Origin of the sequence: Pontibacter fetidus (genome assembly GCF_010119545.1) — a bacterium.
GTDB classification, from domain to species: domain Bacteria; phylum Bacteroidota; class Bacteroidia; order Cytophagales; family Hymenobacteraceae; genus Pontibacter; species Pontibacter fetidus.
Window position 1 is genome coordinate 41,441 of the sequence record NZ_JAAEAA010000023.1, and the last position, 16,483, is coordinate 57,923.

The 16,483-nt window shown below is 45.9% G+C and carries 12 protein-coding genes; 8 read left to right on the forward strand and 4 right to left on the reverse strand.

All coding sequences use genetic code 11. The features are described from left to right. Positions 1–297 precede the first annotated feature (297 nt). Complete coding sequence (locus GWO68_RS15325) at positions 298–5,763, forward strand: T9SS type A sorting domain-containing protein (protein WP_162347347.1); 5,466 nt, start codon at positions 298–300, stop codon at positions 5,761–5,763. A gap of 75 nt (positions 5,764–5,838) precedes the next feature. Here GWO68_RS15325 and GWO68_RS15330 read toward each other — a convergent pair whose 3' ends face one another. Further along, a complete protein-coding gene (locus GWO68_RS15330; RefSeq protein ID WP_317164534.1) occupies positions 5,839–6,744 on the reverse strand; it encodes a DMT family transporter in 906 nt (301 codons plus the stop codon). Positions 6,745–7,259: 515 nt separating this feature from the next. Further along, positions 7,260–8,255 carry a tRNA dihydrouridine synthase DusB gene (gene dusB, locus GWO68_RS15335; protein ID WP_162347348.1) on the reverse strand — a complete coding sequence of 332 codons (996 nt, stop codon included), beginning with the start codon at positions 8,253–8,255 and terminating at the stop codon, positions 7,260–7,262. A gap of 53 nt (positions 8,256–8,308) precedes the next feature. Between dusB and GWO68_RS15340 the strand changes: the two genes are divergently transcribed. From GWO68_RS15340 to GWO68_RS15355, 4 genes are all read left to right on the forward strand, one after another. Continuing rightward, positions 8,309–9,271, forward strand: coding sequence for a CPBP family intramembrane glutamic endopeptidase (locus tag GWO68_RS15340; RefSeq protein ID WP_162347349.1), 963 nt, complete (start codon positions 8,309–8,311; stop codon positions 9,269–9,271). 59 nt (positions 9,272–9,330) lie between these two features. Then, positions 9,331–10,158, forward strand: coding sequence for a phosphatidate cytidylyltransferase (locus GWO68_RS15345; RefSeq protein WP_235942092.1), 828 nt, complete (start codon positions 9,331–9,333; stop codon positions 10,156–10,158). Positions 10,159–10,258: 100 nt separating this feature from the next. Further along, complete coding sequence (locus tag GWO68_RS15350; RefSeq protein WP_162347350.1) at positions 10,259–11,533, forward strand: Glu/Leu/Phe/Val family dehydrogenase; 1,275 nt, start codon at positions 10,259–10,261, stop codon at positions 11,531–11,533. 123 nt (positions 11,534–11,656) lie between these two features. Then, positions 11,657–12,340 (forward strand): phosphatidylserine decarboxylase family protein, encoded by a 684-nt coding sequence (locus GWO68_RS15355; protein ID WP_162347351.1) that lies wholly within the window; start codon positions 11,657–11,659, stop codon positions 12,338–12,340. A gap of 276 nt (positions 12,341–12,616) precedes the next feature. On the opposite strand, the gene GWO68_RS15360 is transcribed toward GWO68_RS15355, so the two are convergent. Further along, entirely contained in the window at positions 12,617–13,099 is a 483-nt protein-coding gene (locus GWO68_RS15360; RefSeq protein WP_162347352.1) for a GAF domain-containing protein, read from the reverse strand. An 82-nt stretch (positions 13,100–13,181) separates the two neighbouring features. After that, positions 13,182–14,204, reverse strand: coding sequence for a bifunctional diaminohydroxyphosphoribosylaminopyrimidine deaminase/5-amino-6-(5-phosphoribosylamino)uracil reductase RibD (ribD, locus tag GWO68_RS15365; RefSeq protein ID WP_317164535.1), 1,023 nt, complete (start codon positions 14,202–14,204; stop codon positions 13,182–13,184). 177 nt (positions 14,205–14,381) lie between these two features. Here ribD and prmC point away from each other — a divergent pair, with 177 nt between their 5' ends. From prmC to GWO68_RS15380, 3 genes are all read left to right on the forward strand, one after another. Continuing rightward, entirely contained in the window at positions 14,382–15,236 is an 855-nt protein-coding gene (prmC, locus tag GWO68_RS15370; RefSeq protein ID WP_162347354.1) for a peptide chain release factor N(5)-glutamine methyltransferase, read from the forward strand. A 71-nt stretch (positions 15,237–15,307) separates the two neighbouring features. After that, on the forward strand, positions 15,308–16,342 hold the full coding sequence (galE, locus tag GWO68_RS15375; protein ID WP_162347355.1) for a UDP-glucose 4-epimerase GalE: 1,035 nt from the start codon (positions 15,308–15,310) through the stop codon (positions 16,340–16,342). 2 nt (positions 16,343–16,344) lie between these two features. Then, the coding region (locus GWO68_RS15380) for a GDP-mannose 4,6-dehydratase (RefSeq protein WP_162347356.1) at positions 16,345–16,483 on the forward strand (139 nt) is incomplete at its 3' end.

Consider the following 16,483-nt stretch of genomic DNA (forward strand, 5'->3'; position numbering starts at 1 on the left):
TTATTAAGTTATAATTTATTATTGTTCTACAAGTAAATTTATATATATTTATAGGATAGTATAAAAGTGTTTAGAAACAGCTCCTAATGAGATGAAACAAATGCTTGAAAATATTATACACTTCTACGCTTACCCAATTTTCGCCTACAACAGTCCAGTTTACTCACCTTATTGAATTCATTTAGGAAGCTATTTGAATACAATTCTATCGGTCAGAAATCATATAGTCAACTTTAAGAAACTACATAAACCAATACAATTGGGGATTTTACGCTTACACTAACCTTTAAGCTGCTTATGAAAATATCTACCCTTGTAAACAAACACTTATTTACCAACATTTGCCTGTTGCTTATTTTATGTATAGGTAGTCAGGTTAATGTATGGGCGCAAACTACAACAGTAACCTGGACTGGTAAAAAAGACAGTAATTGGCACGATGTAAAAAACTGGTCTCCTGAACAGATACCAAATGCAAATACGCATGTAATTATTGATGGTGCCGGAGGTACTAACCAACCGCAGTCGATACAGACTAACAAGAACGAAAAAAATAGAGCTGAATGCCAAACACTTACAATTGGTGGCGGAACTCAGCAAGCAGTGCTAACAATTCAGAACTTAACAGGGCTTCATATTGCAAAGGATCTGATACTATTGGCCAATGGCAGACTGCATAATAAGCAATCAGTAATTTATATTTATGGCAACTGGTCTAATAATGGTAGCTATACAGAAGAGGTTGTGTTTCAGAATAATAATTGGGTATATATCTCTGAGGTACACTTTGTCGGAACCGATCAGACGATATCTGGTAATTCTGAAACAAGAATTGGCGTATTGAAGATTAAAAGTAATGTGACATTGCAATGTAATTTAAGAATACAGGCAGAGAACTATAATTTTGGGGAGTTCGACATACATAGTGGTGCAGTATTTAATCCGGAAAATTACAAAGTAACCTGGGGCGGGGCAACTGGGCTTACAAATGGCATATTTGCTCTTCTAGCTGGTTCAACAGCTAAAGTAAAAGCAACAAACTACCTCGACAACTATAGCATCAGACCAACAGCACCTTACGGAGAAACCGTAGCAGAGCACACCAGCACTATAGATTACGCCGGAACGATAGACCAGAACATTGATGACCAGATACAATACCAGAAACTGGTTATTAGCGGTACAGGAGTAAAAAGCCTGGTTGGGAACACAACTGTTTCGAGCGGGGCTGCTGATACTGAGGTAAATGTGAAGAGTGCGACCTTAGATTTAAAAACCTTTACACTAACACGGCAGGTAGCAGGCGGAAGCTTTATTGTAGCAGATGGCGCATCCGTTAAAATTGGCGGGACAACTAATGTGCCAGTTGGCGCTCCAACAAACACACCTGTTAACTTTAATACACGCACATTTGCACCAACCAGCACCGTAGAATACTATGGCAATGCCCAGACAGTGCAGCATAATAAGTATGGGCATTTAACGCTAAGCAATACAGGTGTTAAATCTATGCCTGGTCAGGCAATGGAAATACAGGGCAATCTGACCAGTACCGGAGCTACAAGCTATACTGCCGGAGGAATTTTAACTATTGGTGGTAATGTAAACATTGGAACCGGCTCAACATTCGGCGCTTCTTCCTTTGCCCATACTATAGCAGGCAATTGGCTGAACAACGGCACTTTTATTCCGGGTACAGGTACGATCTCGTTTATAGGTAGTACTAATACAACTATAACCGGAGGTGCTGTTTTTAACGGTTTAACTATAAACAAGACTGCCGCAACTAATACTGTAACCCTGGCTAACTATGCCACGGCCACAACGCTAAACATGACCAACGGTGACCTGCACACGGGTACCAATAAAATAGTGGTACTTGGTAGCAGAACCGGTAATGGATGGGTAGTAGGTACTATTACAAGGCAACACAATTTTGCATCTGGCACGAGCTATGCTTTTAACGGGCCTTTTGCAGCGCTTACTTTTAGCGGAGCTTCAGGTGTAAACGAAGTAACCATGCGCACCGGGATGACAAACTTTTTGCCAAGTGGTTTTACAGCGCCAAACAAAGCTATAAACAGGCTATATGAGATAATAGTACCAAACGGAACCTATACCAGTGCCAATCTTCAGTTACAGTACCAGGATGCAGAACTAAATGGCTGTGATGAGGATGGCCTTAAACTATACTACTCTTTAACTGGTACAGGTGCCTGGGCAAATGCCAGCCGCCATAACTATAGCAAGACTGACAACTGGGTACTACGCAACACATTGAGCAACGTAACCGGCTTCTGGACCATTACCGATAACCCAAGCACTTACAAATGGGATGGAACACAAAACATTGCCTGGGAAAATGGCGCAAATTGGGAAGTAATAACTGACGGAGCCTCGAGTCGCGGCATTACCGGGCCTATCAGCTCTGATTTTGTGATTTTGGGAGAGAACACGCCGGTACAGGGGCGCCAGCCAACTATAACTTACGATGAATGGGTGCGGGACATCAGCTTTAAAGCACCAAACCAGATGACGTTAACCCTTGCAGGTGGCTCGCTTAAAACAAACTATGATATAGCCACAGTAGGCACGGGGACCGCTATAAAGCACACGCTAAATGCCGGAGCCCGAACTATAAACATTGGCCGCAATCTTATTCTGAATAATGGTAGTGCAGGAAACGCAGGTAACAACCTTTCGGTAACAACAGGTAACGCAGCAACTATAAACCTGACCGGCAACCTGGATCAGCAGGCTGGAGATGTAACGCTGGGCAACAACAGTAACCTGGTAATTGGTGGCAACTACAAATACACTACCGGAAACTTTACAGCAGCTACGGGCAGCATGGTAACTTATAACGGCGCAGCAGACCAGATAGTAGGTGCAGTTCCGTATCATCATTTAACAGTAAATAAAACAGGTGGCACAGCTTCCTATACTTCCGGGGCAACGCAAAGCATAGCGGGTAATTTAACAGTTACAAATGGCACCATGGCGCTAACTGTACCAACTATAAATGTAGCTGGTAACGTAACTTTAACGGCCGGAACACTGCAGGGCAATACCTCAACTATAGACCTGAAGGGTAACTGGGTGCGAACGAATGGCATTTATGCTCCAGGCAGCAGCACCGTTATTTTTTCAGGTACAGGGGCGCAAACCGTAGACGGAACAACATTTAATAACCTGAGCAAGACAGCAGCCAATACATTAACTACAAACGGCAACTCTACTTTAACCGGCAACTTAAGTGTGCAAAGTGGTACGTTAATCCTGAATAACCATACCATGGACAGAACTAGTGCGGGCGGTATACTAACAGTTGCTGATGGGGCCACGCTCCGGATAAACACCCTGAATTACCCGGCCAACTATAGCACCAACACGTTAGGCGTAAACAGTACCGTCATCTACTCAGCAGGAACGGCAGGTATAGCAGGCGTAACCTACGGAAACCTGATTTTGCAGGATGGAGCAATAAGGGCACTCTCAAACAACACACGTGTTGCAAACCAGATGTCAGTTTTAGGTACAGCTACCACTTTAAGTAACCCGGCAGCGGTATATACTTTAACCTTAGATAAGGATCTTACCAGCGACGGAATTATAAACGCAGCAAACACTACCCTGACTTTCACCAGCCCAACAGCAAAGCTAAACGGCACCGGAGCAGGGGCAACTATAGTAAAAGATATAACTATAAATGCTGGTAGCACCCTAACTGCAAGTAAAAACCTGACGCTGCTTGGCAACCTTACCAACAACGGGAATGGTTTTACGGCAGCAGCCAACTGGGTAGATTTTACTGGAACGGCCGCAGCAACTATAACTTCGGGCAATGCCATAACTATAAATGAGCTGCGGGTAAACAAAACGGGTGCAACTACAGCAGTGTTGTTGGCCGGAGATATAAATGGTTTGCAAACTATAAATGTAACCACTGGTACGTTAGATGCAGCAAACCGAATTCTGACTAAAAAAGCAGCCTCTGGAACACTATTAACTGTAGCAAACCTGGCAACCTTTAAGGTAGCCGGTACCAACTCGCTTCCGTTATTTGATGGCTATACGTTGCAGCCAACCAGCACGGTAGTATATAATGGCAGTAACCAAACTATAAAAAGTGTACAGTACGGTCACCTGGATCTGATAAACATAGGCACAGCCACTTTTGAAGCAGGCACCGCCCTGATAGCCGGTAACTTAACTGAAGGAACAGAAACAACAGTTATTACGCCCGCCACTATAAACTATAACGGCACAGGCGCGCAACTGGTAGCATCGCTTAACTATAACAACCTGGTTTTAAGTCAATCAGGCATAAAAACATTTGCTGCCGGAGATACCAGAATTGCCGAAGCATTTACTTTAGCCAGATCGGCTACAGCAAATGCCCGCACAAATGTTACCAATATTCATTACACAAAAACCGGAAACCAAAATGTGCTGCCGCTTAACTATAACAACTTAACGCTAAACGGTAGCGGTGCAAAAGCTTTTACAAATATTACAAGTATAAATGGGGCCTTTACATTAGCCGGTACAGCTACTGCAGACTTAGCTACAACTGAGAATACCATTGTATTTGATGGCGGAACGCAGACAGTACCAGCGCTGAACTATAAAAACCTTAGTGTAACGGCAGCAGGCACTAAAACACTGGCCGGCACGATACAGGTAGAAAAAGCACTTGTGTTATCGGCTGGTGAATTAGCTACAGGCGCAGCTAACAAAGTTATACTGGGCAGCACAAACGGTTCTATCTCTGAAACAGGCACCGCATCGGGTTACTTAAGGGGTACCCTGGAGACCACGCGCGCACTTGCAGCCGGCACACAAACTTTCGGGGGAATGGGCATTAGCATTACGCCAACTACAGGCACACCAGGCATTACCAAAGTAACACGCGTTACTGGCTCAACTGTTGGGTCGGCGGGGAAGAGCATACTGCGCAATTTTAATGTAGAGCCACAGGGTACAAACACCAATCTTAACGCAACTGTAACTATAGCCTACCAACTACACGAACTGAACGGACTGGGCGAAACAGACCTGGCCGTTTACACCTCCTGGACCGGTGGCGACGACTGGAAACTTCAGGCTGCAAGCGGAACTCCTGATGAAGTGAATAATACTGTTACTTTAACAGGCGTGCAAGGTATGGCCCGCTATACGTTGGGCGGTCGTACCACGCCGCTACCAGTAGAACTGGTATACTTTAAGGCAACTAAAAAAGGAACAGACGCAGTGCTGGAATGGAAAACGGCTTCTGAAAAAAACAATGATCGTTTCGAAATAGAGGTGTCGGCAGATGGCCAGACGTACCAAAAGATCGGGAAAGTGAAAAGCCTGGTGGGTACATCAGCGTTAGCGCAAACCTATACCTATACCGATAACCGCAACGGTAAAAACGGTATGGTATATTACCGCCTGCGCCAGGTTGATGTGGATGGCACCTTTAAATACTATGGCCCTAAAACTGTTAATTTCGGAACGGTGACCAAGACAGTTGTAACAGCTTATCCAAATCCGTTTAAGTCAGAGGTAAGTGTAGCCATTGAAGCCGCTACAGACGGGAAAACTGTGCTGACATTATACACCACAACCGGAAAAAAATTGATGCAGCAACAGGAACAACTAATGAAAGGTTCCTCGGTGCTGCACCTTAAAATGAATGAAAGCCTGCCACGGGGTTTATACTTGCTAACCATAGAGCAGAACGGGAAAGCAGAAACCCTGAAACTTTTAAAGAACTGACCCTAATTAGTTTCTAAAAATAAAAGGCTCCTGTTTTACGGGAGCCTTTTTTGCTTTTAATCAGTAAGAAGAGAGTTACTTTGCCCGGTTAACTATAAAAACGCCAACCATAATAATCACCATACCCACATAATGCCATAGATGTATACTTTCGCCATCCAACACGCCCCACATAAGCGCAACTATAGGTATTAGGTAAGTTGATGAACTGGCAAAAAGTGTAGTAGAGATATGGATAAGCTTATTAAAAAGCACCAACCCAACAGCCGTACTGAATACCGCCAATATCGCAATATACATCAGGGCTTCCCAGGCACCAGGCGTGTGCTGTAGTTTGTGTAGCGCATCAGTGGTTAGCAGGTAGATCAGCGCCATCGGGCCAACCGTAAGCAGCGCCAAACTCGACATTACAAAGGGTTTTAAACCTTGTAGTTTATGCTTGATGATGTTGACACTACCGCCATAACAGATACACGCCAGCACAATGTATAAGCCATACATGGTGTTCTCCATATTCGTATTCTCGCCACCCGAAAAGATCAACACTGATGTGCCAACTATACCAATAAGGATGCCCAGCATGCGCATCCAGGTAATAGACTGATGAAAGAAAACGGCACCGACCAGCAACGTGAAAAGGGCAGTAAGCGAGTTTAGCACACCGGCAAGTCCGCTGGCTAAGCGGGTTTCGGCGTAAGCAAACAGGAAAGCCGGGATCAGGTTGCCCAGCAAGCCACTACCCAGCAGAAATTTCCAGTGGCGCGGCTCTGCCTGCCTGATGTGTTTAATAGCAAATGGCAACAGGGTAAGACAAGCAATGGTAATACGCCACGCACCCAGCTCATCCGAAGAATAAACTACAAGTCCTTTTTTGATAAGGATAAACGAAGTGCCCCAGATAAGGGCAAGTATAATGACCAGGAACCAGGCCAGCGCCGGCGTTCCTGTTTTGTGTTGTTCAGAAGTTGTTGCTGTTTTGATAGCCGTAAAAAGTTAGAAAGTTGGGTTGCAAAAGTAGAGCTTTTTATAGTTAGAGCTTTAAAAAGTTTGGAAGTTAAAGAAGTAAAAGTTTAGGAACTATGAGTTAGAGAAGGAAGCAACTATAGCTATAGTAAAACTGTCCCCTTGAGGGGACTACAGGGGTGTTAAAAACATCAACTATAGAACAGATCAAACTATAGAAGTAGCAAAACTCACCGCCTTGGATAAGGAGGGGCAGGGGTGGTTGGATTAATGGCAACCATAAAACTATAAGCCGCGGCCTTTGATATTCTTGTCCCTGCCGGGCCAGTTGAGTTGGGAGACCCAACATCATAGTTAGTCACGAGTCAGGAGACTCGCGCCAGCATAACTGATAATGACTACTATAGAACTTTAACCAAACTCCTTCCCCTGTTTTTAGGGGAAGGTTGGGAAGGGGTAAAACAAAAAGCGCCCGCTGCAAAAGCAACAGGCGCCTATAGTATAACTTTCTAACTTCTAAACTTTCTAACTTTCTAACTTTCTAACTCCGCATAGCTCATTGTCTGGGCTATCTCCTCCAGGGTATCATAAATTTCCTGAATATCTTCAGACTGCACCAGGCGCATGCGGAGCGGCTTAAAGTGAGGCAACCCACGGAAATAGTTGGTATAATGGCGACGCATCTCGAAAATCCCCAGCTTATCACCTTTCCATTCCAGGGAGTGTGTAAAGTGCTGGCGGCAAACTTCTACACGTTCTTCCAGGGTTGGTCCGGGTAGCATTTCGCCGGTGGCCATGTAGTGTTTTATCTCATTAAAGATCCACGGGTAGCCTATACTTGCCCTGCCGATCATAATGCCATCTACGCCATACTTGTTCTTGTATTCTAAGGCCTTCTGCGGAGAGTCGATATCACCGTTTCCAAAGATCGGGATCTTCATGCGCGGGTTATTCTTCACTTCTGCAATCAGTGTCCAGTCGGCTTCGCCTTTGTACATTTGCACGCGGGTACGGCCATGTATACTTAAGGCTTGTATACCAATATCCTGCAGGCGTTCGGCAGTCTCTACAATATACTTGGTGTCTTCATCCCAACCAAGGCGGGTTTTAACAGTAACCGGCAGGTTGGTTGCTTTCACAATTTCCTCGGTCATCTTCACCATTTTAGGCACATCGCGCAGCAAAGCAGCACCCGCACCTTTGCAGGCTACATTCTTTACCGGGCAGCCATAGTTAATGTCTATCAAATCAGGGCCAGCCTGCGACGAAACGATAGCCGCCTCGCGCATCGACTCAATATCAGACCCGAAGATCTGGATACCAATGGGGCGTTCGTAATCAAAAATGTCGAGTTTTTGCACACTTTTAGCCGCATCACGTATCAACCCTTCAGAGGAAATAAACTCGGTGTACATCAGGTCGGCACCGTTGGCTTTGCACACTTTACGGAAAGGCGGATCGCTCACGTCTTCCATAGGTGCCAGCAGCAGCGGAAACTCGCCCAGTTCTATGTTCGCTATCTTTACCAAAGCAAAATTTAATTATTCGCGTAAATTTACACCAATTTAACCTAAACTCCTGTATGAAAGGTTTCATCCGTAAAGAGACTCACCCGTTTTATGTGCTGCTGTTGCTGTTCGCGTTTATGATGGCAGGCTATTTTGTGGGCAGTTTTATATTTGCCATACTTGCCTCGGCGATGTTTAATATCGGTATTATGGATATGCCGGAGATAGCCACAAACCCAGCCTCGCACCCGAACGGCCGCAATATTATGCTGATGCTGCAGGGCGTGATACAGTTTATGTCTTTTGTGGTGGGGCCGCTGTTTATGCTGCGCGTTCTAAAGTATAAAATTGACCCATACCTGAACTGGAAAATGCCGGTGGCGCCCGTGCTGGTACTGTTAGCCGGTTTGCTGATGATCATTATTATGCCGGCTAACTCGCTTGTTATCCACTGGAATGCGGATATGCACTTCCCGGATTTTATGCAGAATTTTGAGCAATGGGCACGCGCCAAAGAAGACGAACTGGCCGAACTGACCAAACTGATTGCTGTGTTCGATTCGTTTCCGAAACTGCTGATAGGCTTGCTGGTAATTGCCGTTATACCTGCCATTGGCGAAGAAATAGTATTCAGGGGTGTGCTGCAGAAGCAACTGCACCGCTGGACGGGCAACCCGCACGTAGCCATCTGGATTGCCGGGTTAATATTTGCAGCTATACACGTACAGTTTTTCGGGTTTGTGCCGCGCGCTATATTGGGGGCCTTGTTCGGGTATTTATACTTCTGGTCGGGCCGCATAAGCGTGCCTATAGTTGCCCACTTATTTAACAATGGCTTTACTGTGCTGCTGCTATACTTACAACAGACTGGTAAAGTCGAATTTGATGTGGAATCGACAGAACCGATGTCGTGGTGGAGTGTGGCGTTGTCGCTGGTGCTAAGTATTGGTGTGCTGTATTACCTGTACAACGAGTTTAAAAAAGTGCCGGTACGCACCGACGTTATACCCGAAACTGCCACGGATTATCAGGTATAGGCATCCTATAATATAGATAATTTCATACCTTTATTGCTCAAACAGCATACCTCTACTACATGGGCAAAAACATTTCGGGAATGAGTAACATGTGGCAGCGCATTATAGTGGGGGTGTTGGGTGCAGCTTTATTTGTGGGTGGCATACTGGCAAGCGAGTGGAGTTATTTTATCCTTTTTGCGGGGCTAACTATACTTGGCCTGCTGGAATTTTACCGCCTGGTAGGTACACAAGGTGCTAAGCCTAACAAAACGATAGGAGTCATACTTGGTGTTTTCCTGTATACGGCGTTCTTCCTCATCGAAAAAGAAATTATAGCTCCCGAGTTGCTTTACCTGGCGCTGCCTTTACTGGCACTTGTTTTTGTGCTGGAACTATACCGCAAACACAATCAGCCATTCACCAACATTGCCTTCACGCTTTTAGGAGTTTTGTATATAGCCTTGCCATTCGGGTTGCTGCACAAAGTAGCTTACCAGCCTCACGTATATAGCTGGCAACCTATACTTGGCCTCATGCTACTCATCTGGGCGGCAGATACGGGGGCTTACATAGCAGGTAAGAACTTTGGCAAGCATAAACTTTTTCCGCGCATCTCGCCGGGCAAAACCTGGGAGGGCTGGGTTGGCGGCATGTTGCTGACTATAGCTGTGGCGTATGGTCTGGCTCTTTATTTCCAGGACCTGGCGCTTTACCAATGGATTGGCATAGGCGTTATAGTTGCTGTTTTTGGGGTGCTCGGCGACCTCGTGGAATCTATGCTGAAGCGTAGCCTGGATGTGAAAGATTCGGGAACCTTACTGCCCGGCCACGGCGGCATCCTGGACCGTTTCGACAGCCTGATCATGGTTATCCCATTTATAGTAGCCTTTCTCCAGATTTTCTGATTTATTTGTTGCCTGTACAGTAGGCGGTTGTAAGTATAAATTATATACCTTTGCCGCCGAAAAGCTTAATCACTGAGTTAAATCATTAAGGATTAAAATCATGTTATACAAAGAGCCAGCACCGATCAAGGATAGGGAAAACCCGTTCGAATCGATGATGTCACGCTTCAATATTGCTGCTGAAGTATTGGGGTTGGATGAAGAAACATATAACGTACTTAAATCACCAACGCGCCAGGTTATCGTTAACGTGCCTGTTACCATGGATGATGGCAAAGTACGCGTTTTTGAAGGGTATCGTGTAGTTCACTCAACTATACTTGGTCCGTCTAAAGGTGGTATTCGTTTCGCTCCGGATGTGTTCCTGGATGAAGTGAAAGCCCTTGCGGCCTGGATGACATGGAAATGTGCTGTGGTTGATATCCCTTACGGCGGTGCCAAAGGCGGTATTATCTGCGACCCATATACCATGTCGGCTGGCGAGATTGAGCGTTTAACAAGAGCTTATACACAGTCTTTAGTAGATATCTTTGGCCCTGACCAGGATATACCTGCCCCGGATATGGGTACTGGCCCGCGCGAAATGGCCTGGTTAATGGACGAATACTCTAAAACAAAAGGCTCTACGGTGCACGCTGTGGTAACTGGTAAGCCGCTTGTACTGGGTGGTTCACTTGGTCGCGTTGAGGCTACCGGTCGTGGTGTAATGGTATCGGCAATGGCTGCTATGGATAAACTGGGCATGGACCCATCTAAATCTACAGCTGCTATTCAAGGGTTTGGTAACGTAGGCTCGTGGGCTGCAAAGCTGATGGCTGAGCGTGGTGTTAAAATTCTTGGTATCAGCGACGTGAGCGGTGCATACTGGAACGATAACGGTATCGACATTGAGGATGCTATCAACTATAAAAACGCACATAATGGCCGCCTGGAAGGTTACAAAGGTGCAGAACTGATGGACCCGGATGAGTTACTTACGTCTAAAGTAGATGTAATTATACCAGCTGCTGTTGAGGACGTGATCACGATTGAGAACGTGGACAAGATACAGGCCCGCCTGATTGTAGAAGGTGCCAACGGACCAACTTCTTACAAAGCAGATAAGATCATCAACGAAAAAGGCATTATGGTGGTGCCGGATATCCTGGCTAACTCGGGTGGCGTAACCGTATCTTACTTTGAGTGGGTGCAGAACCGCATGGGCTTTAAATGGACACTGGAGCGCGTAAATGAGCGTGCCGAGCGTATCATGAACGAGTCTTTTGAGCGCGTATATGCTGCCTCGCAGAAGTATAACGTACCAATGCGTATTGCTGCTTACATTGTTGCTATTGATAAAGTAGCGATGACATATAAGTACCGCGGAGGCTTCTAAGAGAAGATTTTTATAAAAATAAGCGAAAGTTTATATAATTTTGATGCAGATAATAGCCCATCTACGAAACTGGATGGGCTATTATAACTTATAAAAGACCTGCAGTAATTACACAACACACTAATGAAAATTCATAAAGAAGGGCGAAAGATTCTGTTTTTTACACTGTTGATACTGCTGGTGCTTAACCTGCTGCTCTACAACTTCAATGCAGAAAACAATACCTTCAACAAAATTTTCTCTGGTGTATCTGCCGTTTTATTCCTGCTTATACTTCAGTTTTTCCGGAGCCCTTACCGCAACCTGCTACTGCACGAGGACCTGCTGACAGCACCTGCCGACGGAAAAGTAGTAGTGATTGAAGAAGTAGAAGAGCCGGAGTACTTTAAAGATAAGCGTAAGCAAATCTCTATTTTCATGTCGCCGATAAACGTGCACATTACACGTAACCCGATCTCCGGCATTGTAAAGTATTTTAAATACCACCCGGGTAACTATTTTGTAGCCTGGCACCCAAAATCAAGCACGCAAAACGAACGCACTACGGTTGTAGTAGAGTCTAATGCTGGCCCCGAGGTACTGTTTCGCCAGATTGCCGGAGCCATGGCCCGCCGTATAGTTTGGTATGTAAGCGAAGGCGATGAAGTGAGCCAGGGCGAGGAGTTCGGGTTTATTAAGTTTGGCTCACGTGTGGATATTTTCGTGCCGTTGGATACTGAAATTAAAGTAGAGCTAGGCCAGAAAACAAAAGGCGGCCAGACGGTAATTGCCCAGTTGAAGACGCCACCACCGACGTTATTTGGGTAATCGTTCTAGACAAAGGAGTTTTTGACAAAGGACAAAAGAGCATAAAAAGGCCGCTGCAACTATAGTTTGCAGCGGCCTTTTAATTTTTGTCTGAATCAGGATTTTCAGGATGTGGAAGGATAAACAGGATTATACTTACACTGAATCTCTTTCTCCGAAATTCCCCTCCTTGGAGGATAGGGTGGGTTTATTTTCCAGTTGACAACTATATATTCGTGGCCAATAAAAAGCTCGTAGGAGCTACGCACGCTACGAGGTCTGCAACGAATAACTTAATTAATACCAGCTTTCAACGAGCTTCATCAGTTGCTCCAGGTATTTCTGGTCTACTTCGTCAAAATTGTTTAGTTTGTCGCTGTCTACGTCCAGTACCAGTTTTACTTCACCATCTTTAATGACTGGCAACACTATTTCTGATTTAGAGTCGGAGCTGCAGGCAATGTGTCCCGGAAATGCTTCTACGTCTGGCACCACTATAGTTTGTTGTTGGGTATAGCAGGCGCCGCAAACGCCTTTGTGGTACGGTATGCGCGTGCAGGCAATCGGCCCCTGAAACGGACCAAGTACCAACTGCCCTTCTTTGTTAAAATAAACACCTACCCAGAAAAAGTCTAAGCCTTGTTTTAGCGCTGCCACCATATTCGAGATGTTCGCGATCAGGTCGGTCTCGCCGGTTGTTAAGGCTTCTATCTGCGGCAACAGGGCTTTATATTTTTCTTCTTTGCTAAGGTTCTGGTCAACTATAAGCGATTCGGCCATGGTATTAAATTCTGAATAACTGAATTTTGAATGATTGAATAAAGGAGCAATTGTTAATTGCTTGTTGTTAAATGATCACAATTTATTGATTTCGGTAATGCAACAGCTGGTCGGTACCTAATGTTTGCTGCTCTATTAAGTTGCCATGTACCATAGTTGGTGCTTTAATACCATCACCTATAGTTAGGGCGGTATTTTTAAGGATAAAGGCTTCGTCCCATAGGTTCTCGTGTAGTAGGCTTTCGAGCAGGTAAGTGCCGCCTTCCACTAACACCGAAATTACGTTACGTTTATACAGGTCTGTCATGATTTGAGGTAACAGCGGCTCGTTTTCCTGTAGTTGCGCGAAGTGTAGATTTTCGTGTTCGTCCTGCTTTTTATAGTTGTAAACTATAGTTGGCTGGCTGCCGTCATACAGGTTTATAGTTTCAGGTAATGTAAGCTGGCGATCTATAACTATACGGATGGGGTTTCTGCCGCTCCAGTGCCGGGTGTTCAGGCGCGGGTTGTCGTGCAGGGCCGTGCGAGTGCCCACCATAATGGCTTGCTCTTCGGCACGCAGCTTGTGCACAAAACGCTTTGCCAATGCACCACTAATTTGGATTTGTTCACAGGCCGGGCCAGCTATAAATCCATCGGCCGTTTCGGCCCACTTAAGTGTAATGTAAGGCCGCTTTAAACGATGGCTGGTAAAAAAGCGCTTATTCACTTCCAGTCCTTCCTGCTCCAGTAAACCGGTCTCTACTTTTATGCCTGCATCCAACAGCTTCTGCACGCCACGCCCAGCCACCAGCGGGTTGGGGTCCAGGTTGCAGATCACTACATCGCGCACGCCGCTTTCTATCAGCAGATCGGCGCAGGGCGGAGTTTTACCGAAATGTGAGCAGGGCTCTAACGTTACATACACACGGCTTTCAGGTAGCAAACTTTTATCCTGCACACTGGCAACAGCATTTACCTCGGCATGAGGGCCGCCATAGTTGCGGTGCCAGCCTTCACCGATAATTTGCCCGTTGTGCACAACCACGCAGCCAACCATTGGATTGGGAGCCGTATAGCCGCTACCCAATCTGGCCAGTTCCAGCGCACGCCGCATGTAAAACACCTTACTCAAGTTAGAAAGTTAAAAAGTTTGGAAGTTAGAAAGTTAAAGTTGTAGAGATGCAATACGTTGCGTCTTTGGTTAGGTGAGCAAATTCATCTCCACACCCTCAAATCTCCAAATTTTCAAATAGATAAAGTTAACTTTGCAAAGATACCGAAATCAGCAGAAACTATACGCGTGGCAACTATACAGCAAACCGCACAAACTATAAAACAACAGCTTATAGCCATTTATCCGGAGCCGGAAGCAGGTGCCATGGTGCAGCAAGTGCTGGAGCATGTGCTGCAACAAAACCGCGTGCAACTCAGCCTCAACCAACTACAGGAACTAACTATAGCCCAGCAAGAGCAACTGCAAACTATAGTTGAACGACTGCTGAACCACGAGCCGCTGCAGTATGTAATTGGCGTAGCGCACTTTTACGGGCTGGAGTTGGAAGTAAATAAAAACGTACTTATCCCGCGCCCCGAAACCGAAGAGCTAGTGGATATGGTGATAAAAGAACACCGGAATCAGCAGAACTTGCGGATACTGGACATTTGCGCTGGTAGCGGCTGTATACCAATCGCCTTGGCTGAAAACCTGCATACCGAAGCAGTTTACGGCCTGGAATTATCGGAAGGGGCGCTGGAAGTGGCGAAGGCTAATGCTGCTAACTATAGCCAACCTATAAACTGGCTGCACCAGGATATTTTTGAGGATGTACAAACTATAGCACCGGCTTCGTTGGATATCATTACAAGCAACCCGCCTTATGTGCTGGAAGAAGAGCAGCACCAGATGCGCGCCAATGTGCTGGAGTTTGAACCGCACCTGGCTCTTTTCGTCCCTGACACCGACCCGCTGAAGTTTTACAAACGCATTGCTATAGTTGGCTATAGTTTACTGAAACCCGGCGGGAAACTATATTTTGAGATAAACGAACGGTATGGCTTCGAAACCTGTGAAGTGTTGTTACTTGCTGGTTTTTCGGAAGCTAAAGTAGTGCAGGACCTGTTTGGCAAAGACCGTATGGTGCGGGCAGTGAAATGATTAGACAGAATATTGTAACTTTACAAAGAATATTAGATTAAACCCGGCTCTCGGAGCTGAACATATAAAACATGCAGAAGATTTTAGTGACAGGCGGGGCCGGCTATATTGGCTCGCACACGGTAGTAGAGTTGTTGCAGGCCGGCTATAAGCCGGTTATAGTTGATAATTTCTCAAACTCCGAAGAGCGCTCGCTGGAAGGAATAAAAGCTATAGTTGGCCGCGACATAACATGCCACCGCATAGACTGTACCGATGCCGCTGAACTGCGCCAGGTGTTTGAACAGGAGCAAACTATAGTTGGTATTATCCATTTTGCAGCTTATAAAGCGGTAGGAGAGTCGGTGGAGAAGCCGCTGATGTACTACCACAACAACGTGGGCTCGCTGGTAACGCTGCTGCAGGTAATGCAGGAATTTAATGTACAGAAGCTGGTGTTCTCATCGTCGTGCACGGTGTATGGTATTCCGGAAGCTTTGCCTGTAACCGAGCAGACGCCGGTGCAGAAAGCCAACTCGCCATATGGCAACACCAAAAAAGTGTGCGAAGAGATACTAACTGACCTGGCAAACAGTGGCAACAGCAACATTAAAAGCATCGCCCTGCGCTACTTCAACCCGATCGGCGCCCACCCGTCGGCACATATCGGCGAATTGCCGCTGGGTGTACCAAATAACCTGGTGCCATTCATAACACAAACTGCCGCAGGCATCCGTGAGCAGATCACTGTGTTTGGCGACGATTATGATACCCCGGACGGAACCTGCATCCGTGATTATGTGCATGTAGTGGATCTGGCCAAAGCGCACGTAGTGGCCATTGAAAGGTTGCTACAAAATAAAGCCGAGGCCATCGAGTTCTTTAACGTAGGTACCGGGCAGGGCAACACTGTTCTGGAAGCCATTCATGCGTTTGAGCGCGCCACGGGTGTAAAACTGAACTATAAAATTGGTCCGCGCCGCGTGGGAGATGTGCCTAAAATTTATGCCGATGTAACCAAGGCAACCGAAGAACTTGGCTTCAAAACAACCAGCACCCTGGAAGAAGCCATGAAAAGCGCCTGGGACTGGCAATTACATTTACAAAAATCTACAGCTAAACTATAGCCATGAAGATACTAATAACAGGCGGAGCAGGCTTTATCGGCTCGCATGTGGTGCAGTTATTTGTGAACAAATACCCGGGCTACCAGATCTATAACCTGGACAAACTGACTTATGCCGGCAACCTGGAGAACCTCTCGGATA